19 protein-coding genes and 1 pseudogene are annotated in these 20178 nt (G+C 67.8%); 10 read left to right on the top strand and 10 right to left on the bottom strand.

What is annotated here, in order from left to right; genetic code table 11:
* Positions 1-29: 29 nt before the first annotated feature.
* Complete coding sequence (locus G0D83_RS12845; RefSeq protein ID WP_164194497.1) at positions 30-575, bottom strand: pseudouridine synthase; 546 nt, start codon at positions 573-575, stop codon at positions 30-32.
* Position 576: 1 nt separating this feature from the next.
* Positions 577-1032, bottom strand: coding sequence for a nucleoside deaminase (locus G0D83_RS12840; protein WP_108967117.1), 456 nt, complete (start codon positions 1030-1032; stop codon positions 577-579).
* Between the two features lie 314 nt (positions 1033-1346).
* On the opposite strand from G0D83_RS12840, the pseudogene G0D83_RS12835 reads away from it, so the two are divergent.
* From G0D83_RS12835 to G0D83_RS12805, 7 genes and pseudogenes are all read left to right on the top strand, one after another.
* Positions 1347-2267: pseudogene (locus G0D83_RS12835) on the top strand (pseudouridine synthase); the annotation flags it as partial.
* Positions 2268-2421: 154 nt separating this feature from the next.
* Positions 2422-2616 (top strand): hypothetical protein, encoded by a 195-nt coding sequence (locus tag G0D83_RS12830; protein WP_164194494.1) that lies wholly within the window; start codon positions 2422-2424, stop codon positions 2614-2616.
* 105 nt (positions 2617-2721) lie between these two features.
* Positions 2722-3549, top strand: a complete 828-nt coding sequence (locus G0D83_RS12825) for a hypothetical protein (RefSeq protein WP_235940036.1) — start codon at positions 2722-2724, stop codon at positions 3547-3549.
* Positions 3550-3727: 178 nt separating this feature from the next.
* Positions 3728-4627, top strand: coding sequence for a 5-bromo-4-chloroindolyl phosphate hydrolysis family protein (locus tag G0D83_RS12820; RefSeq protein ID WP_164194488.1), 900 nt, complete (start codon positions 3728-3730; stop codon positions 4625-4627).
* Between the two features lie 23 nt (positions 4628-4650).
* Positions 4651-5853, top strand: a complete 1203-nt coding sequence (locus G0D83_RS12815; RefSeq protein WP_164194484.1) for a toxic anion resistance protein — start codon at positions 4651-4653, stop codon at positions 5851-5853.
* A gap of 4 nt (positions 5854-5857) precedes the next feature.
* A complete protein-coding gene (locus G0D83_RS12810; RefSeq protein WP_164194481.1) occupies positions 5858-6835 on the top strand; it encodes a DUF2927 domain-containing protein in 978 nt (325 codons plus the stop codon).
* Positions 6836-6889: 54 nt separating this feature from the next.
* On the top strand, positions 6890-8014 hold the full coding sequence (locus G0D83_RS12805) for an SPFH domain-containing protein (protein ID WP_108967129.1): 1125 nt from the start codon (positions 6890-6892) through the stop codon (positions 8012-8014).
* Here the strand turns inward: G0D83_RS12805 and G0D83_RS12800 are convergent.
* Positions 7980-8594 carry a hypothetical protein gene (locus G0D83_RS12800; RefSeq protein ID WP_203594973.1) on the bottom strand — a complete coding sequence of 205 codons (615 nt, stop codon included), beginning with the start codon at positions 8592-8594 and terminating at the stop codon, positions 7980-7982. The two genes, G0D83_RS12805 and G0D83_RS12800, sit on opposite strands and share 35 nt — an antisense overlap.
* 232 nt (positions 8595-8826) lie before the next feature.
* On the opposite strand from G0D83_RS12800, the gene G0D83_RS12795 reads away from it, so the two are divergent.
* The 3 genes from G0D83_RS12795 to dtd all read left to right on the top strand — a co-directional run bounded on the left by G0D83_RS12795 (position 8827) and on the right by dtd (position 11360).
* Positions 8827-9945 carry a TFIIB-type zinc finger domain-containing protein gene (locus G0D83_RS12795; RefSeq protein ID WP_164194476.1) on the top strand — a complete coding sequence of 373 codons (1119 nt, stop codon included), beginning with the start codon at positions 8827-8829 and terminating at the stop codon, positions 9943-9945.
* Positions 9946-10008: 63 nt separating this feature from the next.
* Positions 10009-10920, top strand: a complete 912-nt coding sequence (locus G0D83_RS12790) for a carbohydrate kinase (protein ID WP_164194473.1) — start codon at positions 10009-10011, stop codon at positions 10918-10920.
* On the top strand, positions 10917-11360 hold the full coding sequence (gene dtd, locus G0D83_RS12785) for a D-aminoacyl-tRNA deacylase (RefSeq protein WP_164194469.1): 444 nt from the start codon (positions 10917-10919) through the stop codon (positions 11358-11360). The genes G0D83_RS12790 and dtd overlap by 4 nt, the downstream gene beginning before the upstream one ends.
* Before the next feature lie 12 nt (positions 11361-11372).
* Here dtd and G0D83_RS12780 read toward each other — a convergent pair whose 3' ends face one another.
* From G0D83_RS12780 to cydD, 7 genes are all read right to left on the bottom strand, one after another.
* Positions 11373-12644, bottom strand: coding sequence for a hypothetical protein (locus G0D83_RS12780; protein WP_164194466.1), 1272 nt, complete (start codon positions 12642-12644; stop codon positions 11373-11375).
* Positions 12645-12974: 330 nt separating this feature from the next.
* Entirely contained in the window at positions 12975-13427 is a 453-nt protein-coding gene (locus G0D83_RS12775; protein WP_108967139.1) for an NUDIX hydrolase, read from the bottom strand.
* 139 nt (positions 13428-13566) lie between these two features.
* Positions 13567-13689 (bottom strand): cytochrome bd-I oxidase subunit CydX, encoded by a 123-nt coding sequence (cydX, locus tag G0D83_RS12770; protein ID WP_164194462.1) that lies wholly within the window; start codon positions 13687-13689, stop codon positions 13567-13569.
* A gap of 16 nt (positions 13690-13705) precedes the next feature.
* Entirely contained in the window at positions 13706-14866 is a 1161-nt protein-coding gene (gene cydB, locus G0D83_RS12765; RefSeq protein WP_164194459.1) for a cytochrome d ubiquinol oxidase subunit II, read from the bottom strand.
* Between the two features lie 5 nt (positions 14867-14871).
* The gene (locus G0D83_RS12760) at positions 14872-16485 is read right to left on the bottom strand and encodes a cytochrome ubiquinol oxidase subunit I (RefSeq protein ID WP_164194456.1); all 1614 of its coding nucleotides are present in this window, start codon (positions 16483-16485) and stop codon (positions 14872-14874) included.
* Positions 16486-16660: 175 nt separating this feature from the next.
* Positions 16661-18337, bottom strand: a complete 1677-nt coding sequence (locus G0D83_RS12755) for an amino acid ABC transporter ATP-binding/permease protein (protein WP_164194452.1) — start codon at positions 18335-18337, stop codon at positions 16661-16663.
* Positions 18331-20004 (bottom strand): thiol reductant ABC exporter subunit CydD, encoded by a 1674-nt coding sequence (gene cydD, locus G0D83_RS12750; protein ID WP_164194449.1) that lies wholly within the window; start codon positions 20002-20004, stop codon positions 18331-18333. The genes G0D83_RS12755 and cydD overlap by 7 nt, the downstream gene beginning before the upstream one ends.
* Between the last annotated feature and the right edge of the window lie 174 nt (positions 20005-20178).

Genomic DNA, 20178 nt, shown 5'->3' with positions numbered 1-20178 from the left:
TAGCGCGCCGCGGGCTGCGCGCCAGCCCCTCAGATGTCGCGCCATTCGCCCGGCGGGATGCCGTCGAGCGTCCAGGCCCCCACCGCCCAGCGGACCAGCCGCAGGCAGGGAAGCCCCACATGCGCCGTCATCCGCCGCACCTGCCGGTTGCGCCCCTCGGTGATCTTCAGCTCGATCCAGGCATCTGGCACCGACTTCCGGAAGCGCACCGGCGGGGTGCGCGGCCAGAGCTCGGGCTCGGGGATCAGACGCACTTCGGCCGGGCGGGTCATGCCATCCTTGAGCTCCACGCCCTTGCGCAGCTGCGCGAGTTGCGCCTCGGTCGGCGTGCCCTCGACCTGCACGAGGTAGGTCTTGGGCTGCTTGAACTTCGGGTTCGAGATGCGCGCCTGCAGCTTGCCGTCGTCGGTGAGGATCAGCAGGCCCTCGCTGTCGCGGTCGAGCCGTCCCGCAGGGTAGACGCCCGGAACCTTCACGTAGCTCGACAGGGTCTCGCGCGCGCTGCCCTCGGTGCCCTTGTCGGTGAATTGCGACAACACGTTGAACGGCTTGTTGAGAAGGATCACGCGGGCCATCTCACACCTCCCGGCGCGCGGCAAAGAACTCTTTCAGCAGCATCTCGGCCTCGGGGGCGGCGAGCCCGTCGTAGACCTCGGGCACATGGTGGCACTGCGGATGCGCGTAGACGCGCGCGCCCTGCGCCACGCCGCCGGACTTGGGGTCAGACGCGCCGTAGTAGAGCCGCCGGATGCGGGCGAAGGAAATCGCCGCGGCGCACATCGGGCACGGCTCCAGCGTCACGTAGAGATCATGCTCCGGCAGCCGTTCCGAGCCGAGCACGGCACATGCGGCGCGCAGGGCCAGAACCTCGGCATGGGCTGTGGGATCGTTCAGCTCGCGCGTGCGGTTGCCAGCCGAGGCCAGCACCTCGCCCGCGGGCGAGACGATGACGGCGCCCACCGGCACCTCGCCGCGGGCGGCGGCCGCGCGCGCCTCGGCCAGCGCCTGATCCATGTGAGAGCGAAATTTCATCCCGCTCGCTTAGCGCGAAGCGCGGCGCTTGGCGAGTCGGCTTCCCCCGGCCCCGCCGATGCAGTATGGCGAAAGGCATGAGCAAACCCCCGTCGCGCCCCGCCAAACCCTCCGGTCCCAAGTCCCGTGCCAGCACGGGTCCGAAGGCTGCTCCGAAAGCCGGTTCGAAGCCCGGCGCCAAGCCCGGATTCAAGGGCGGGCCGAAGGGTGAATTTGCAGGTGGCGCGCGCGGCGCAAAGCCCGAGGGCAAAACGTTCGGCAAACCGGCCGGTAAACCCGCCACCAAGTCCGCCACCAAGCCCAAGGGCCGCGGCATCGTCCGCGACGAGGCGGAGTACGCGAGCGCCCCGCGCGGCGGTTTCAAGGCGGGCGGCAAGCCCGGTGCGACGCCCGGCCCCCGCGGTGCCCGCCCCGGCCCGAAGCCTGCGCCCGAGCCTCGGCCGACCGGCACGCCGATCGCCACCGAGGACGGCCGCATCGCCAAGGTGCTGGCCCGCGCCGGGGTCGCCAGCCGCCGCGAGGCGGAGAAGATGATCGAGGAGGGCCGCGTGTCGGTGAACGGCAAGGTGCTGGAGAGCCCCGCGCTCAACGTCACCGCAAAGGACCGGATCACCGTCGACGGCGTGCCGCTGGCCGCGCCCGAGGCACCGCGCCTCTGGCTCTATCACAAGCCTGTCGGCCTCGTGACCACCACCAGCGACGAGAAGGGCCGCGAGACGATCTTCGACCGGCTGCCCGAGGATCTGCCGCGGGTGATGAGCATCGGCCGGCTCGACCTCAACTCCGAGGGGCTGCTGCTGCTGACCAACGACGGCGGCATCAAGCGCAAGCTCGAGCTGCCCTCGACCGGCTGGCTGCGCAAGTACCGCGTGCGGGTGAACGGCTCGCCCACCGAGGACATGCTGAAGCCGCTGCGGGCGGGCATCATGGTGGAGGGCCAGAAGTTCCAGCCGATGGAGGTCACCCTCGACCGCCAACAGGGCGCCAATGCCTGGCTGACCGTCGGCCTGCGCGAGGGCAAGAACCGCGAGATCCGCCGGGCCATGGCCGATATCGGCCTGACGGTGAACCGGCTGATCCGCGTGTCCTACGGGCCGTTCCAACTCGGCGAACTGAAGGAAGGTGAGGTGCAGGAGCTCCGTCCCAAGGTGGTACGCGACCAGCTCGGGCTGGAGGGCGCGAAACCCGACAAGCCAGCGCCCCAGCGCCAGCGCCGCGGTCCACCGCCCAAGAAACGCTCCTGACGACAGCGATTGCGGCGGCAGGCGGGCGCAGGCGCCCAAATGCGGTCATTCTTGTCCTAATGCGCCGTTAACGCTCAAGAAGTTTTCACGGATTGGGCGGGATGACGCCCTCATTTCGCCCGGATTCGGCGACAATCTCAGGGGCATGAGCACACTTCTCGCCCTGACCATCCTTGCCGCGACCTCTGCCCTCGTTCTGGGCAATATCCGCGTTGTCGCGACCGACACCTACCGCGCGCTGGCCGACGCCACCTCCCGCGCCCGCGCCGATGGCACATTGGGCGCGAAGCTGGCTTTCGGGCTGCTCTGGCTGATGATCTTCCTGCTTGGGTATGTATGACCCGGCCCCGACCCGGCCAGGCGCGCGTCGCCTGACGGTGCCGCCTCCTCCCCAGTTGCCCGATCGAAGACCCGTAGCCTTCATACCACGGACCCGAGCATGAGAATGACACGACCTTCTCGCCAGCAGCCCCAGTCTCCCGGCCCGCTCGAGTCCGGCATTGGCATCCTGATACTCGCGGCCTTCCCGTTGCTGCTGCTGCTCTTCCAGGGCCCGCCCGCCACCGCATTCACCGCCGTGCTGATGCTTTCGCTCTTCGCTGTGGCAGTGCGGCTGATCCATCGCGGCGCGACCATTGCCGCGGCTTATGATGCCGCAGAGAGCGCCAAGGCCCCGCGCCTGCCCCGCAAGATGGTCGGTTCGGCGCTGCTTGGCCTGCTTGTGATGATTCTCGCCGGGCATCATTTCGTCTCCTTGGTGATGGCCTTCGGGCTCGGCGTGCTCGGCTTCGGGCTCGGCGTCGCCGCCTTCGGCAGAGATCCGCTCACCGACAAGGAAGGCGCCCCCCGCGAGGAGCTCCGCCAGCTGCGCACCCAGGAGACGCTCGACCGTATCGACGCGGCGATCACCGTCGCCGTTGCCGATGTTGCCGCGCTTGGCGATGCAGAGCTCAGCCGCCGCGCCGAAGCCCTTCAATGCGGGGTAATGGGGCTGCTGCACGCGATATCGCAGGATCCGCTTGCCGCACGCCGCCTGCGCAAGCCCGTGGCGCGCTTCCTCGACCTTCTTGGCAAGGAAAACGCCCGGCTGATCGACGCCTGGAACACCGACGACCGCCTTCGGGCGCGGCGGCGCTACCTCGGTCGGCTGACCGCCCTCGGCGAAGCCTTCGAGGACCGCCTGCGCAAGGCAGGCGCCGAACAGGGCCGCGACGCCTATGACGTCGAAGCGGACCTTCTGTGGAACCGGATGGTCGACAAGCAGGTCGCCTGAGGCTTCCCTACCGGAACTCCCCCCTAGCAAGTACCCCGCGAACCGCTTAGGTTCTTGTTGAACCGAGAGAGCTTGCGGGGACCATCATGACCGACAAGGGCTTGCGCAAGGTGGCCTACGTGCTGCTGATCGTGCTTCTCTTCGGAGTCACTTCCGGCTGGCTGGGAGGGCTCTGACCTTGGCACAGCGCTATGGCGGAAAGTACAGCCCCGACGGGTCTTCCACCGACGGCAAGACGCAGGACGAACGCCCGCTCTACCATGGCGCGCGCGTCGATCCCGTTGGCGCACGCTCGAACGTGCTCTTTGTGCCGCCCATCATCCTCGCCGCGACCTCACTCACCTCCGGCGCCGCCGGGCTGGCGGTCGGGCTGGTCGGTGCCGGCGTGCTTTTGCTGGGCGCCTGGCTGCTGCGCGACGGGCTGCGTGCCCAAGCCGCCTACGACGAGCGCAAGATCGCCCGCCGCCCGGCGATTCCCCGGAAATTCTTCGCCGCGGTCTGCGCCGGTGTCGGCGTCGGCCTCGCCGCCCTCAAGACCGATCCCGGCATGGTCGCCCCGGTGCTCTACGGCCTGTCGGCCTTTGCTCTGCACATCGGCGCCTTCGGCATCGATCCGATGAAGCACAAGGGCATGGAAGGCGTCGACACCTTCCAGCAGGACCGCGTTGCCAAGGTTGTGGACGACGCGGAGAGCTATCTTACCGCCATGGAGGACGCGGTGCGCCGCGCTGGCGACCGCCAGGTCGAGGCGCGCGTGCAGCGCTTCCATTCCAAGGCCAAGGACCTCATCCGCACCGTCGAGGAAGACCCGCGCGACCTGACCGCCGCGCGCAAGTACCTGGGCGTGTACATGATGGGCGCGCGCGATGCCGCGGTGAAATTCGCCGACATCTACAGCCGCACCCAGGACCGTGGTGCGAAATCCGATTTCATGATGTTGCTGACCGACCTCGAAGAGAGCTTCGGCCAGAAGAACCAGAAGCTCCTGCTGGATAACAATGCCGATCTTACGGTGGAAATCGACGTGCTGCGCGACAGGTTGCAGCGCGAAGGCGTGCGACTGAAAAAGCCTGAATGAGAGACAGTCACGGAGGAAGTCCGATGTCCGAGAATGTGAGAACCAAGGCCCAGCAGGAGCTGGCACTGGTGGAAGAGGTGAATGCTGTGATCCTGCCCGACCCCAAGCCCGCGGATGAGGTTGAGAGCTTCGAGGCTGCCTCGCCCGAGGTGACCGAGGAGATTCGCGCGCGCATGGACGAGATCGACATGGAGGACACCCAGTCGATCGTCTCCTTCGGCTCCGCCGCCCAGGCCGAGCTGCAGGAGATCAGCCAGGCAATGCTTTCCGACGTGCGCAACAAGGACGTCGGCCCGGCGGGCGACAGCCTGCGCGACATCGTCACCACCATCCGCGGGTTCTCTGTCTCGGAACTGGACGTGCGCCGCAAGCGCAGCTGGTGGGAGAAGCTGATCGGCAAGGCCGCCCCAATGGCCAAGTTCACCGCCCGCTACGAGGAGGTGCAGACCCAGATCGACAAGATCACCGACAACCTCCAGAAGCACGAGCATACGCTGCTCAAGGACATCAAGTCCCTGGATATGCTCTATATCAAGACCCTGAACTTCTACGACGAGTTGGCGCTCTACATCGCCGCCGGCGAGAAGAAGCTCCAGGAAATCGACGCCACCGACATTCCCGCCCGCGAAGCCGCCGTCGAGGCCGCCTCCGAGGACCAGAAGGTGATGAAAGCGCAGGAACTGCGCGACCTGCGTGCCGCCCGCGACGATCTCGAGCGCCGCGTGCATGACCTCAAGCTGACGCGGCAGGTGACCATGCAGTCGCTGCCCTCGATCCGGCTGGTGCAGGAAAACGACAAGAGCCTCGTCACCAAGATCAACTCGACGCTGGTCAACACCGTGCCACTCTGGGAGACCCAGCTGGCGCAGGCGGTGACCATCCAGCGCTCGTCCGAGGCCGCCGCCGCCGTGCGCGACGCCAACGACCTGACCAACGAGTTGCTCACCTCGAACGCCAAGAACCTGCGCGAGAGCAACGCCGCCATCCGCACCGAGATGGAGCGCGGCGTGTTCGACATCGAGTCGGTCAAGCAGGCCAACGCCGACCTGATCGCCACGATCGAGGACAGCTTGCGCATCGCCGACGAAGGCAAGGCGCGCCGCGCCAAGGCAGAGCAGGATCTCAAGCACATGGAGGCCGAGCTGCGCGACACGCTGGCCTCGGCCAAGGCCCGCTCCACCGGCACCGGCGACGTGGCGGCGACCTCGGTTCCCGCGGGGTCGTGACCATATGCGGAGGTGGGCTCGTTTCGTACTGGGTATCTTGGTTTGCGCGGGCCTCGCGGCCTGCGACAGTTCCGCCCTTGCACCGCGCAGCACCGGCGTGATGCCCCAGCCCCGCCCGTCGGGACTGAGGCCCGAACCGCCGGCCGCGATCGCCCCCCCGCGCCAATCCCTCGCGAGCTACGATCTCGAGGTTTATTACGCGAGGGTGCAGGCAGACCTGCTCTCGCAGGGGCTGCTGCGCACCGATGGCGGCGGTCCCGACACCCCGATCACCGACACCATGCTGGCGCGCAACTTCGAACGCATCGCGCTGGCCGAGGAATACGCTCGCGGCGAGGGGCTGAAACCCTCGCGCGGCGAGCTAGGCCGCGTGAAGAAATGGGAACAACCGGTGCGGGTCTCGATCGAATTCGGCGCGCACGTGCCGGAAGACCAAAAGGTGACCGACAGCAACATGCTCGGCTCCTATGTCAGCAGGCTCGCCAAGATCACCGGCCACCCGATTTCCATGTCGACCAATCGACCCAACTTCCACGTGCTCTTCATGTCGCAGGACGACAAGGCCGATGTCGCCCCGCGCATCAAGCAGCTCGTGCCCGACGTGAACCCCACCGCGCTGTCGGTCTTCGACAACCTCCCGCGCGAGATCCACTGCCTTGTCATCGCCTTCTCCGAGGAACCGGGCGGCTATGCCTACGGCCAGGCGATCGCGGTGATCCGCTCCGAGCACCCCGATCTGCTGCGCCGCTCCTGCGTGCACGAGGAGGTGGCGCAGGGTCTTGGCCTTGGCAACGACAGCCCCGAAGCGCGGCCTTCGATCTTCAACGACGACGACGAGTTCGCCCTGCTCACCAGCATGGACGAGATGATGCTGAAAATCCTCTACGACCCCCAGCTCAAGCCCGGCATGGATGCCGCCGCCACGCGGCCGATCGTGGCGGAGCTTGCCGCGCAGCTCACCGGCGGGCTCGGGCCGAGCTGAGAGCGGGTCAAGACGACGGGCCACCACAAGGTCAGACCAAGACAGGAGACGATCATGGGTATTCTGGATTTCCTCTCGGGACAGTTCATCGACGTCATCCACTGGACGGATGACACCCGCGACACGATGGTCTGGCGCTTCGAGCGCGAGGGGCACGAGATCAAGTATGGCGCCAAGCTGACGGTGCGCGAGGGGCAGGCAGCGGTTTTTGTCCACGAGGGCCAGATCGCCGATGTCTTCACCCCGGGTCTCTACATGCTCGAGACCAACAACATGCCGATCATGACCAGCCTGCAGCACTGGGATCACGGCTTCCGCTCGCCCTTCAAGTCCGAGGTCTATTTCGTCAACACGACGCGCTTCAACGGGCTGAAGTGGGGCACCAAGAACCCGATCATCTGCCGCGACCCCGAGTTCGGCCCCGTACGGCTGCGGGCCTATGGCACCTATTCGGTGCGGGTTTCGGATCCGGCAAAATTCCTCGTCGAGATCGTCGGCACCGATGGCGAGTTCACCTCGGGCGAGATCAGCTTCCAGATCCGCAACATCATCGTGCAGGAGTTTTCACGCCTCATTGCCTCCTCGGGGATCCCCGTGCTCGACATGGCGGCCAACACGCAGGAGCTGGGGCAGATGCTGTCCAAGGGCATCTCGGCCACCATCGCGGAATACGGGCTCACCCTGCCCGAGCTCTACATCGAGAACATCTCGCTGCCCGACGCTGTGGAACGGGCGCTCGACAAGCGCACCTCGATGGGGGTGGTCGGTGATCTCGATGCCTACACCCGCTTCCAGGCTGCCGAGGCGCTGGGGGCCGAAGGATCGGCCGCCGGGCAGGCCATGGGCACCGGCTTTGGCGCCGGCATGGGCATGGCGATGGGGGGCGCGATGACCGGCGCTCAGGCAGGGCCGTGGGGGGCGCGTCCGCAGCAAAGTGCTGCCGCCGCTCCGCCTCCCCCCCCGCCGCCGCCGGTCGAGCACGTCTGGCACGTGGCTGCGAATGGCGAGACGCAGGGGCCTTTCTCCAAGGCGCGCATGGGCCGGATGGTGACCGAGGGACAGCTGACCCGTGAAAGCTATGTCTGGACCCAAGGGCAGGACGGCTGGAAGCGCGCCGAGGACGTGACCGAGCTGGCACAGCTCTTCACCGTTCTGCCGCCGCCTCCGCCGGGAGCGTGACGGGACTGTAGGAGGCGGGCACCGGCGCCTCCGTTTCCGCCTGCCCCAGCAGCGCCGGGGCAAGGCAGGCATCCACCGGGAAACTCACCGCGTCCTCGCGCGTCGCCGGGAAAGGTCGCGTGGGGCTCACTTGCGAGGCGATCACCAACCGTCCGTTCAGGCACAGGTCCTGCGCCGCGTTGCCGATGTTGAAGCCGAAGCCCTCGCGCCCGCAGTCCGTGCCGAAGCCGTTCATGTTCCACGCCTGCGGCATCAGGCTTTGCTCGCTGAATACCTCGAAGGCGTCCTGTTTCGGGCGGAAGGTCAGCGACCAACTGGTTTCGTTGGTCTTCATCCCGAGCGCCCAGCGGCCGATCGGCTCGTCCTCGAAATAGCCCTCGACCATGAAGCACTCGACGTCCTCGGCATAGACATAGTCCCGCTCGGCCAGTGCTGCGTCGATCGCGATCGCGCCGCGCATCTCGTAGCCGCCGTTGCCCCGCCACTCGAAGCGCCAAGCCAGATCCGAGGCCAGCCCCGTGCCCGGCCAGCCCGCCACCGCAAGCGCCGCAATGCCCGCGCCTTTCGTCCAACTCCGCATGTACTGCTCCGCCGTGCCTCGCATGCGCATCAGCGTAGACACTGCGGCTCGGAATGCAAAAGTGCCGAGAGTGAACTTGTCGTGTGCGCGCCTTCCTCAAGGCGGGGGCGCGCGCAACGGGACGGCGAAACCTCTGCAGGCAAGAGCCCCGTATCAAAACCGGTTTTCACCGCCGCCCGCTCCGCCTAGGGTGGCCCTGCCGGAAAAAGGCGGATCTGGAGGACCTTCGGGCATGAACGAAACCCACCGTTTTCCCTGCGAACAATGCGGCGCCGACTACCGCTTCGACCCGGCGTCCAACGAACTGGTCTGCGACCACTGCGGCCACAGCCAGCCGGTCGAATCCGCCGGTCCTTGGAAAAGCGACATCCGCGAACTCGACTTCCGCGCCGCCATGGACAACCTCCTGCCGTTGCAGGAGATGGAGGAGCTGCGGGTCACCAAATGCCCGAACTGCGGCGCCGAGGTGGAGTTTGACCCAGATGCCCATGCCACAGAATGCCCTTTCTGCGCGACGCCAGTGGTTGCCGACACCGGCACCAACCGGCAGATCAAGCCCAAGGGTGTGCTGCCCTTCGCGCTCGACGAAACGACTGCGCACAAGGCGATGAACGATTGGCTCGGGCGCCTCTGGTTCGCGCCGAACGGGCTCAGGGACTACGCGCGCAAGGGTCGCAAGATGCAGGGGATCTACGTGCCCTACTGGACCTTCGACGCCAAGACCCGCAGCGCGTACAGCGGCGCGCGCGGCACCGTCTACTACGAAACCCATACCGTCATCCGCGATGGCAAGCGCCAGCAAGTGCAGGTGCCCAAGGTGCGCTGGACCCCGGTGCGGGGACGGGTGGCCCGGTTCTTCGACGACGTGCTGGTGCTGGCCTCGAAGTCGCTGCCCAAGCGTTTCACCGACGCGCTCGAGCCCTGGGACCTCAGCCGGCTCGAGCCCTACCGCCCCGAGTTTCTCGCCGGGTTCCGCGCCGAGGGCTACCAGGTCGACCTTGACGCCGGCTTCGTCGAGGCGCGGCACCTCATGGACCGGCAGATCACCCGCGACATCAAGTTCGACATCGGAGGCGACCAGCAGCGGATCACCTCGGTCGACACGCAGGTCTCGGAGGTCACCTTCAAGCACGTGCTGCTGCCGGTCTGGCTGGCGGCCTACAAGTTCCGCGGCCAGACCTACCGCTTCGTGGTCAATGGCACCACCGGGCGGGTGCAGGGGGAGCGCCCGTGGTCGGCCTGGAAGATCGCCGTGGCGATCATCCTCGGCACCATCGCCGCAGCGCTGATCGGCTACATGTTGTCACAGTCGCAGGGCAGTGGCGGCTTCACGGTGCCCATTGGCTATTGAGCGCGACCGGGGCTCCGCGCTAGGTATAGCGCTAACACATCTCAGAACACGAGGGAGCGCGAGATGATCCTCTGCTGTGGCGAGTCGCTGATCGACATGCTGCCCCGGACCAGCTCCGGCGGCGAGCCCGCCTTTGCCCCGGTGGCCGGTGGCGCGGTGTTCAACACCGCCATAGCGCTGGGGCGGCTGGGGGCGCCTGCGGGCTATTTCGGGGGGCTGTCCACCGACCTCTTCGGCACCATCCTCGCCGAGGCGCTGACCGCCTCGCAGGTGGATTTTACCGCCTGCCCGCGCTCCGACCGCCCCACGACGCTGGCCTTCGTGACCCTGGTCGACGGGCACGCGCGCTATGCCTTTTACGACGAGAACACCGCCGGACGGACGCTGGCGGAGTCTGACCTGCCCAGGCTCGGGGATGAGACCTCGGCGCTCTTCTTCGGCGGCATCAGCCTTGTGTCTGAGCCCTGCGCCGACACCTATGCCGCGCTCTGCGCGCGGGCGGGAGAGCGGGTGGTGATGATCGATCCCAACATCCGCCCCGGGTTCATCAAGGACGAGGCGCGCTACCGCACCCGGCTCGCCGGGATGCTCGCGCGGGCCGATATCGTGAAGATCTCGGACGAGGACATGGAGTGGCTCGGCACCACTCCCGAGGCGCTGATCGCGGGCGGCACCGCGCTCGTGCTCGAGACCCGTGGTGCCGAGGGCGTGCTCGCGGTGACCGCGCGCGGCCGCATCGACGTGCCCGCGACCCGTGCGACGGTCGTCGACACCGTCGGCGCCGGCGACACGTTCAACGCAGGGCTGCTGGCGGGGCTGGAGCGGGACCGCCTGCTAACCCGCGCCGCCCTGCGCGAGGCCACCCTCGACGCACTGCGCCCGGCGGTTGCACTCGGCGCGCGGGCGGCAGCGGTGACCGTCAGCCGCGCCGGCGCCAACCCGCCTTGGGCGCACGAACTGGAGGCCGGCGCATGAGGGCGCTGATCCAACGCGTCTCGGAAGCCAGCGTGACGGTCGAAGGCGCAGTGGTCGGCGAGATCGGCCCGGGCCTGCTGATCCTCATCTGTGCCATGCAGGGCGACACCGAGGCGCAGGCCGACAAGCTCGCCGCCAAGATCGCCAAGCTGCGCATTTTCCGCGACGACGAGGGGCGGATGAACCGCTCGGTGCTCGACACCGGAGGCGCGGCGCTGGTGATCAGCCAGTTCACCCTCGCCGCGGACACCCAGCGCGGCAACCGCCCCGGCTTTTCCACCGCCGCCGCCCCGGCGGAGGGCGAGCGGCTCTACGAGTATTTCGCCGGGCGCGTGGCGGCGCAGGGCATCGCAACCGCCACCGGCCGCTTCGGCGCCGACATGAAGGTGGCGCTGCTCAACGACGGGCCGGTGACGATCTGGATGGACAGCGAGGACTGAAGCCCCGCCGGATCACAGAGCCGACCCGTCGACCAGCGTCCCGCGCAGGTAGGCCAGCCGCAGATCTGCACGGGCCAGCGCGTACCTCTGGGTGATCTCTTCCTCCTGCGCCCGCAGCGCGCTCGAAAGAGGGCCGAGGAGGTCCGCCGCGGTCATCTGCCCGGTGCGTTCCATCTGCCTTGTGCGAACCGCCTCCGCCACGGCCGAAGCCCGCATCTTTTCCGCCTCGCCGAGCCCAATGCGTAGGGCCTCGCGCTCCTGTGCCGCCGCAGCGATCTCGAAGTCGCCCGGGGGTGACTCCACCGGCGACCAGCGGGGGCCCGCGGTGGGCGGAGCCCAGTCCCCCGCCTCGCTGCCCTCGCCGTCATAGCCAAAGGCTTCCTCCAGCGCGGCCAGTTCCTCGGGCGAGCGGCGCGCATCAAGGCCATCGAACAACATGTTAAGGGTCCGGCGTTCCTGCGCCTCCACCCCGGCGCGCAGGATACCGGCCTGCAGATCCGAGAGCAGCGGCGGCGAGACAAACTCGCGTATCGCGCCGATGCCCGCAACTCCGCCGAGCCGGCTGTCACCCATCGCCGCCAACCCGGAGCGGGCGCGCTGCGCCTCTGCCCGGGCATTGACCCCTTCCGCGCGCAGCCACGCCACCCGGATGCGCAGCTCTTGCAGGCGCTGCGCGGGGACGAGGCCCGCCGCAACCGCCCGCGCAATCGGCCAGTCTAGCGAGGCGACATCGCGATAGGCCGCCTCGAGCAGGTCCGCTCGAGCGCGCGCCTCTTCGGCATCGAGATGCTGACCGATCGCCTCGAAGACCTGCGCGTTTGCCTCGTCCACCAGCGTCAGCGCGGCTTGGTCAATCTCGGCCAGGGCGAGGTCGCGTTCCGCCTGCTTGCGCGGCGTGTCGAAGCGCTCGGGCCGGGACTGAACGCTCTGGGACAAATGCGCCAGCACTGCCAGCGACAGGTGCGGGCCGAGATCGGGCAGCCAGTCCAACTCGTCGGCCTTGCCACGCAGCCAGGCCAGGCGCAGCTCGGAGGCCGACCGGAAGCCGCCGCCCTCCAGCACCGCACGCGCGATGGCCGCGTAGGGCGTCCCGGGCAGAATTGCTCCCGGTCTTTGCGCCAAGGTTCCGATCACTGTGCCCCGACCGTCTGCGCGCAGGCGCATGGCCTGCGGCGCGGTCGTCCCGCCGGGGTCCGAACCCGCGTTGGTGTATACTTGCATGCATCCGGGCAGCAACGCGACCAGCGCAATGCCGCAGCCCAGACGGAAAGACGATGCACGCATCTCTCCTCCCCTCGATCACTCGTTCAACACACGCGGCAACGCGCCGCTCTCCTACAATCCCGCAGGGCGAGAAATCCCACCGCCCGGCGCCACTTGCCCCGGACGTGGCAAGGCGGCTACGGCGCGCCGGTCAGGACGCGCCGTAGCCGCACTCGTCGAAGATCGCACTGCTCTGCCTGAACCGGGCCGCTCTTGTAATGGGACCGGCGACCGCGCTCCTGCACCGGGGTTACCTTATTTTCGCCACATTCAAAGAGCTCACGCGTGCGCACGGGCCACGATCGCGACGCTGTCGTTGCTGGAATGCCGCATGGTCGCCGGGGCGACAGTTCAGCCCAGCAGCGCGGAGATGAGAGGAATCTTGTGCGGCGCATCGCAAAGAGTGAGCAACAGCTCGGAAAGCTCCGGCTCGTCCACCCGCTTGGCGGCGGCTTTGGGAGTGAACCACTTGCGCTTGCGTTCCTTGCGCTCTTTCCAGTCGCGCGAGAGCGTGTCGACGATCATCGGATAGACCCGCACACGGCAGCGCAGCGCCGTGCCGTCATCGCGCTGCTTCGGGTAGTGATAGACGCCGATCTCTTTCTTGCCGATATGCCCCTTGGCCCCGGCTTCCTCGAGCGCCTCTATCTCGGCCGCAGCCCAGGGCTTCTTGCCGTCCATCTCCCAGCCCTTGGGCATCACCCAGCGCCCGGTATCGCGCGAGGTCACCATCAGCACCCGAAGCTTTCCGGTCTTGTCCCATTGCATGGGAAGCGCCGCGATCTGCTCACCGAGTGAGGTCATTCCGTCCGATACCTGTTGGGAAACCCAAGCCTGTTACGTGAGCAATGTAACCGGGATGTGACGACGGACAATGCGGGGCGCAGAAACCGCAACGGGCGACCCGATCCGGGCCGCCCCCAGGCAGAAGCACTTGGCGTGATCAGCTCTCGCGTTCGGCTTCGGCCACCATGCGCGCGTCCTCGCGCAGTTCGAGCCACATCGCGTTCATCACCGCGAAGAGTGCCGCCAGCGGGAGGCCGAGGATCCAGGCGAAATACCACATAAGGTCTCTCCTTGTTTCAGTAGGCGCTGTGCGAGCTTGTCACGTCTTCCTCGGTGACCTTGCCCCAGAGCACTTTGTAGACCCAGGCCGTGTAGGCCAGGATGATCGGCAGGAAGATCACCGTCGCAACCAGCATGACAAAGAGCGTCAAATGTGAGGACGAACTGTCCCAGACGGTGAGCGAGCTACGTGGATCGACGGTCGACGGCAGGATGAACGGGAACATGGTCAGCCCGACGCTCGAGATGACCCCGAGGATTGCCATCTTGGACCACAGGAAGGTAGAAACCTCGAAGCCCTCGCGCAGGCCGCGCACCGCCATGAACATGCCGCTGAAGCCGAGGATCGGCGCGATCAGGATCCACGGGCGCTCGGCATAGGCCATGAGCCACGAGCCCTCGTGCGCCACCTGCTTGAAGAGCGGATTCGAGGGGCCGTCCGTCACGATCTCCGAAGTGATGTGGAAACCGTCGATGCCGAAAGCCAACCACAGCCCCGCCAGCGCATACCCACCGGCGGCAATCATCCCGGCCACGGTGCCGATGCGCTGCGCGCGGAAGGCGACCATTCCCTTGGTCTTCACCGAGAGCCAGGCCGCGCCGTGCATGATCAGCATCGACAGCGACACAACTCCGCAGAGCAGCGCGAAGGGCCGCAGCAGCCCGAGGAATTTGCCATAGAAGGTGCCGTCGTACATCGGCATCAGGTCCTCGGTCAGGTGGAAGGGCACGCCCAGCAGCACATTGCCCACCGCCACACCGAAGAGCAGCGCCGGGGCCGCGCCGCCGACGAAGAGCGCCCAATCCCAGCCGCTGCGCCAGCGCGCGCTCGCGCGCTTGGAACGGTACTTGAAGCCTACCGGGCGCAGGATCAGCGCAGCGAGGATGGCGAACATCGCGAGGTAGAAGCCCGAGAAGCTGACCGCGTAGAGCGGCGGCCAGGCGGCGAAGATCGCGCCGCCGCCGAGGATGAACCAGACCTGGTTGCCCTCCCAGACCGGGCCGATGGTGTTGATCACCACGCGGCGCTCGACATCGGTCTGGCCGACGAAAGGCAGCAGCGCGCCGACCCCCATGTCAAAGCCGTCGGTGAGCGCGAAGCCGATCAGCAACACCCCGAGCAGCGCCCACCAGATCAGGCGGAGAACTTCGAAACTGATAAGATCATGCAAGATCATGACTGTTACTCCGCAGGTACATCGGCAAAGGGACCCTTGCCGTCATGAGTGCGCAGCCGGTGCTCGTGCCGCGTCATCCATTGTTCGGTTTCCTCGACATCCTCCTGCGGGCCCTTGCGGATGTATTTCAGCATGAGGCCCATCTCGATGATGAAGAGCACGGTGTAGAAGAGCGCGAAGCCCGCCAGGGTGAACAGCAAGTCGCCAACGCTCAGGTGCGAGGCCGAGAGCGCGGTTGGCAGGATGCCGTCGACCGTCCAGGGCTGGCGGCCGTATTCGGCCACGATCCAGCCCATCTCGGCGGCGATCCAGGGCATCGGGATCCACGCAACGGCGAGCATCAGCGCCCAGCGGGGATAGGTCCCGCGTCGGAAGTTGCTGAGCACGAAGAAAAGCCCGGTGAGCGCGATGAACGAGAAGCCGAGGCCAACCATGATGCGGAACGACCAGAACAGCGGTGCCACGCCCGGCACGGTGTCATCGGCCGCCATCTTGATCTGCTCCTCGGTCGCCTCGCGCGGGTCGTCCACATAGCGCTTCAGCAGCAGCGCGTAGCCAAGGTCGGCCGAGTGCCGCTCGAAGCTCGCCCGCACCTCCTCCGGGGTGGCGTTGCGCTCGGCGCGGATCGTCATCAGCTCGTCATAGGCGATGATGCCCGAGCGGATGCGCTGCTCGGATTCCGCGACCAACTCGTTGATGCCGGGGATTTCCTCGGTTAGCGAGCGGGTGCCAATCAGCCCCATGACCCAGGGAACATGCACTGCGTAATGGGTCTCGCGCGCGTTCTGGTCGGGAAAGCCGATCAGGGTGAAATGCGCGGGGGCGGGCTCGGTCTCCCACATCGCCTCGATGGCGGCGAGCTTCATCTTCTGGGTGTGGCTGGCCGAGTAGCCCGACTCGTCTCCCAGCACGACCACCGACAGCGAGGCCGCGAGCCCGAAGGAGGCCGCGACCGAGATAGACCGGCGCGCCAGCTCCACGTGGCGGCCTTTCAGCATGTACCAACAGGACACGCCCAGCACGAAGATCGAGGCGGTGATATAGCCCGCCGAGACGGTGTGCACGAACTTGGCCTGCGCCACCTCGTTGAAGACCACCTCGGCGAAGTTGGTCATCTCCATGCGCATGGTCTCGGGATTGAACTCGGCCCCGACCGGATTGACCATCCAACCGTTGGCGATGAGGATCCAGAGCGCCGAGAAGTTCGATCCGATCGCCACCAGCCAGGCGACGATACAATGCCCGACGCGCGACAGCTTGTCCCAGCCGAAGAAGAACAGCCCGACGAAGGTCGCCTCGAGGAAGAAGGCCATCAGCCCCTCGACCGCCAGCGGCGCGCCGAAGATGTCGCCGACGTAGTGGCTGTAGTAGCTCCAGTTCATCCCGAACTGGAATTCCATGGTGATCCCCGTGGCCACCCCGAGAACGAAGTTGATCCCGAACAGCGTGCCCCAGAATTTCGTCATCTGTCGCCAGATCGGACGCCCCGTCATCACGTAGACCGTCTCCATGATCGCGACGAGGATCGACAGACCCAGCGTCAGCGGCACGAAGAGGAAGTGATAAAGGGCCGTCATCGCAAACTGCAAACGCGACAGCTCGACAACATCGAGCTCCATGTCAGTACTCCTCTGCGCATGTGACCTGGAGTCTGGCCCCCCGAACGGCGGCCCCGAGCCCTCTGGTCCACAAGTTAAATTTCGAGGTGGGCGGCTACTTTTTACCGAACGACACCCTTCAGGTGCCCTGCTACACCCCGCCATTGTGACAGCGGATTGATCTGCATCAAGTTCATCATGTTTCTGGGATATAGCTTTTGAGATCGATCACCTGATCGGCAGCCGCCAGCTCCGCGGCGCGGTGCGAGGCCGTGACAATCGCCGCGGCTGGCAGAAATTTCCTCACCCCTGCCAAGACTTGCCTGGCGGCTTCCGGATCGAGCCCCTCGGTTGGCTCATCCAGAAGCAGCAGCTTCGGGCGGCGCAGCAGCGCCCGCGCCAGCACCAGGCGGCGGGCCTGACCGCCCGAAAGACCGGCCCCGCCCTCACCCAAAGGTGAACAGAGACCGCCTCGCTCCGCGACCGTCTGCGCCAGATGCACTGCCTCCAGAGCGTCCATCGCCTCTGCCTCGCTCAGCCCCGGGCGGGCGAGCGCGAGATTCTCGAGAACCGTGCCAGACACCAACGCCGCGCGCTGCGGCACGAGGGTCAGCACTTGGCGCAGTTCTTTGTCGCGCCACGCGGCCAGGGGGCGATCCAGCAACAGAACCTCTCCCGCCGTCACGGGCTCCAATCCGGCGACAACGTCGAGCAGGGTCGATTTTCCGAGCCCCGAGGCGCCGCGAAGGGCGAGGGTCTCCCCCGCCCGCACCGACAGCGAAAGGTCGTGCAGCAGGAGCCGGGACCATCCGGGCCGCGCCAGAAAGAGGTGCCGCAAGGCCAGAACCTGCTCCGACATTACCGCTGCGGGGGCGGCGACGCGAGCCTTGGGGGAGAGAGACCGCACCGGCGGCTCGGCCAGAACCCGGCCCGCCGCGTCGCGCATCCGGCCGATCTCGGCCATGCCCCTGCGCAGCGGCACGAGCGTCTCGCCAAGCGCCAGCGCCACGAAGACGCCGATGGCGGCAAGCGCCGGGTCGAGGTCGGTCTCGGCCACCAACCAGCCCGCCAGCGCGAAGACCCCAGCCGCGACCAACGTCACGATCGCCGAAAGCGCCTGCCCTGCGCCGGTGTCGATGCGATCGAGACGGTCCATGGCGTCGCGCGCCTCGGACTCCGCCCGGTCCAGCCCTGCGCGCCAAAGCGGCAACGCCCCCTGCAGGATCGCCTCGCGCCGTCCGCGGAACAGTCCGATGGCGCGGCGCCGCAGGTCTTGCGAGGCCTCCTCTCCCCGCGCCGAGAGGCGCAGCGTCGCGCGCGCCACCCGCCAGAGCACCACGCCGCCGCCCAGCAGGTACCCCCCCGCGACCGAGAGCGCGATGCCATGCGAGGTCAGCGCCCAGAGCCCGAAGAACACCGCGACATGGGTCAGCAGTGCCGCGGCGATGGGCAGCGCCAGCCGCAGCACCACCCCGTCGAGCGCGTCCACGTCGGCGGTGATCCGGGTCAGTGCTGTGGCGCCCCGCAAGCGCCGCAGGTCGCTCACGGGAAAGCGCTCGAGCCGCCCGAGTAAGGTGACCCGCAGCGCCGCGAGGGCGCGCAGCGTGGCGTCATGGGTCAGCAGGCGCTCGCCGTAGCGCGCCGCGGCCCGGCCAAGTGCCAGCCCGCGCACGCCCGCACTCGGCCGGAAGACGTCAAAGGCGATGCCCACCCCTGCGACACCCGCCATACCCGTCGCGGTGATGAACCACCCCGAGAGGCCGAGCAGCGCCGCCCCCATCAGCAGCACGAGCACCGCGAGCACCGCGCCGCGCCACATCGCAAAGGGATGCGCCCGCCACAGCAGGCGGAGGACCTGCCAGAGCTTCAGCATGGGGCGGGCTCCAAGTCGACGATCCGGTCCATGGCCCGGGCCAGCGCAGGGTCATGGGTGGCGACGATCACCGTGCGCCCTTCGTCGGAGAGCCCCTTCAGCAGCGCGATGATCGCGGCGCCGGTGCTGGCGTCGAGATCGGCGGTGGGCTCGTCGGCAAGGATGACATCGGCGCCACGGATGAGCGCGCGGGCCAGCAGCAGCCGCCGGGCCTCGCCACCCGAGACCCCCGCCCCGCTTTCGCCGAGGACCGTCTCCAGCCCCTCGGGAAGCGCCGCGACGAAGCGCTCGGCTCGGACCCGGCGCAGCGCCTCAAGAGGCACCTCGCCGTCCGGCCTGCCGCTCAAGAAGGCGCGTAGCGAGAGCTCGGGGATATGCACCAGCTGCGGCACATAGGCGAGGCGGGCACGCCAGGCGTCGGCGGTCGCGTGGTCGAGCGCCTGCCCGGCCACCCGCAGCTCACCCTGGCTCGGCACGAGCAGCCCCGCGATCAGGTCGAGCGCCGTGGATTTGCCAACCCCGCTCGGCCCGCGCAGCGCCAGCGAGCCGCCCGGCCCCACCTCGACGTCCGGCAGCGCCACCCACTGCGCGCCCCGCCGGACCCGCACCCCGGTCAACGTCACCGTAGCAGGCCCGGCCAATGCCACGGCCTCCGCCCCCTGCCCCAGCACCGGGATCGCCTCCGAGGCGTGCAGCGCCGCAAGGTCGTCCGCCACCGCCTCGGCCGCCGCCTTGTCGTGCCACGCCGAGGCGAGATCGCGCAGAGGCTGGAAGAAGTCGGGTGCCAGGAGCAGCAGAAACACCCCCTGAAACAGCGTCAGCTCCGGCCCGAAGAGCCTCCAGGTGCCGATGCCGATCTCTCCCAGCAGCGAGAACCCGACGTAGACCGCCACCATGGCCACCCCGAGCGCCGAGAAGAGCTCGAGCACGGTCGAGGAGAGGAAGGCCACCCGTAGCACCGCCATGGTGCGTTTCCGCAGTGCCTCGGCGCGGACCTCGAACGCGGCGCGCGAGGCCTCGGCGGCGTTGAGAAGCAGCAGGTCCGGCAGCGCCGAGATTCGGTCGATCAGCAGCGTGTTCATCGCGCCCAGCTCGACCATCTGCTTGCGGCTCGCGTCCTGCGCCGCCATGCCCACAAGCGCCATGAAGAGCGGGATCAGCGGCCCGGCGACCAGCAGCACCAGCCCCGCCGCCCAGGAGATCGGCAGGATCACCGCAAGGTAGAGCAACGGCAGCACCCGGGCGCGCGCCATGGCCGGGCGGAAGCGGGTGATCCAGGGGCCGAGCACAGCCAGCTTCTCGGTCAGTAGGGCCGCAAGCGCCGCCGAAGACGACTCTCCCACGCGCAGCGCCTCGCGATTCAGCAGCGCCTGCCTCTGAGCGTGCAGCGTCTCGTCGGCGGCGCGATAGGCCAGCCTTGCGGCCCGGCGCTCCGCCCAGCCGCGAAAGAGCCCAACCAGGGCGAAGGCGAGCGCCATCCAGAGCGTGCGCGAAAGCGGCGCACCCTCGGCCCAGCCAGCAATGCCCCAGGCCAGCGCGGCAGCCTGCGGCAGCCAGAGCGCGGCAGCGAGCGCGGAGAGGCGCCCAGCCAGGTTCAGCTGGTGCCGCGCCTCGGCGCCGAGCAGGCTCTCGGCCCGCGACCGCTCTGGCTCAGGGTCTGAAGACATGGCGGCTCCGTTAGAAAATCCGTTTTTCGCTCAATGTGATAGATGATCCGCCGGGGTTTCAACCCCAAGCCACCCCACGCGTCACTCTGACGCCGTTTTCGCGGTCTGCTCCGCGGGCAACCCGGCGAAACATGCGCGACCGCCGCGCCGGAGATTGCGCCAAAAGATTGCGCG

Source organism: Salipiger sp. PrR003 (genome assembly GCF_010500785.1).
Lineage (GTDB): Bacteria > Pseudomonadota > Alphaproteobacteria > Rhodobacterales > Rhodobacteraceae > Salipiger > Salipiger pacificus_A.
Note: the sequence above shows the minus strand (reverse complement) of the source record. Positions and strands in the feature narration are given on the sequence as shown.

Excerpts from the sequence above, each read along its gene's own strand:
- G0D83_RS12845 (WP_164194497.1), bottom strand. The coding sequence starts at position 575 with ATGGCCCGCGTGATCCTTCTCAACAAGCCGTTCAACGTGTTGTCGCAA.
- G0D83_RS12840 (WP_108967117.1), bottom strand. The coding sequence starts at position 1,032 with ATGAAATTTCGCTCTCACATGGATCAGGCGCTGGCCGAGGCGCGCGCG.
- G0D83_RS12830 (WP_164194494.1), top strand. The coding sequence starts at position 2,422 with ATGAGCACACTTCTCGCCCTGACCATCCTTGCCGCGACCTCTGCCCTC.
- G0D83_RS12825 (WP_235940036.1), top strand. The coding sequence starts at position 2,722 with ATGACACGACCTTCTCGCCAGCAGCCCCAGTCTCCCGGCCCGCTCGAG.
- G0D83_RS12815 (WP_164194484.1), top strand. The coding sequence starts at position 4,651 with ATGTCCGAGAATGTGAGAACCAAGGCCCAGCAGGAGCTGGCACTGGTG.
- G0D83_RS12810 (WP_164194481.1), top strand. The coding sequence starts at position 5,858 with ATGCGGAGGTGGGCTCGTTTCGTACTGGGTATCTTGGTTTGCGCGGGC.
- G0D83_RS12805 (WP_108967129.1), top strand. The coding sequence starts at position 6,890 with ATGGGTATTCTGGATTTCCTCTCGGGACAGTTCATCGACGTCATCCAC.
- G0D83_RS12800 (WP_203594973.1), bottom strand. The coding sequence starts at position 8,594 with ATGCGGAGTTGGACGAAAGGCGCGGGCATTGCGGCGCTTGCGGTGGCG.
- G0D83_RS12795 (WP_164194476.1), top strand. The coding sequence starts at position 8,827 with ATGAACGAAACCCACCGTTTTCCCTGCGAACAATGCGGCGCCGACTAC.
- G0D83_RS12790 (WP_164194473.1), top strand. The coding sequence starts at position 10,009 with ATGATCCTCTGCTGTGGCGAGTCGCTGATCGACATGCTGCCCCGGACC.
- dtd (WP_164194469.1), top strand. The coding sequence starts at position 10,917 with ATGAGGGCGCTGATCCAACGCGTCTCGGAAGCCAGCGTGACGGTCGAA.
- G0D83_RS12780 (WP_164194466.1), bottom strand. The coding sequence starts at position 12,644 with ATGCGTGCATCGTCTTTCCGTCTGGGCTGCGGCATTGCGCTGGTCGCG.
- G0D83_RS12775 (WP_108967139.1), bottom strand. The coding sequence starts at position 13,427 with ATGACCTCACTCGGTGAGCAGATCGCGGCGCTTCCCATGCAATGGGAC.
- cydX (WP_164194462.1), bottom strand. The coding sequence starts at position 13,689 with ATGTGGTATTTCGCCTGGATCCTCGGCCTCCCGCTGGCGGCACTCTTC.
- cydB (WP_164194459.1), bottom strand. The coding sequence starts at position 14,866 with ATGATCTTGCATGATCTTATCAGTTTCGAAGTTCTCCGCCTGATCTGG.
- G0D83_RS12760 (WP_164194456.1), bottom strand. The coding sequence starts at position 16,485 with ATGGAGCTCGATGTTGTCGAGCTGTCGCGTTTGCAGTTTGCGATGACG.
- G0D83_RS12755 (WP_164194452.1), bottom strand. The coding sequence starts at position 18,337 with ATGCTGAAGCTCTGGCAGGTCCTCCGCCTGCTGTGGCGGGCGCATCCC.
- cydD (WP_164194449.1), bottom strand. The coding sequence starts at position 20,004 with ATGTCTTCAGACCCTGAGCCAGAGCGGTCGCGGGCCGAGAGCCTGCTC.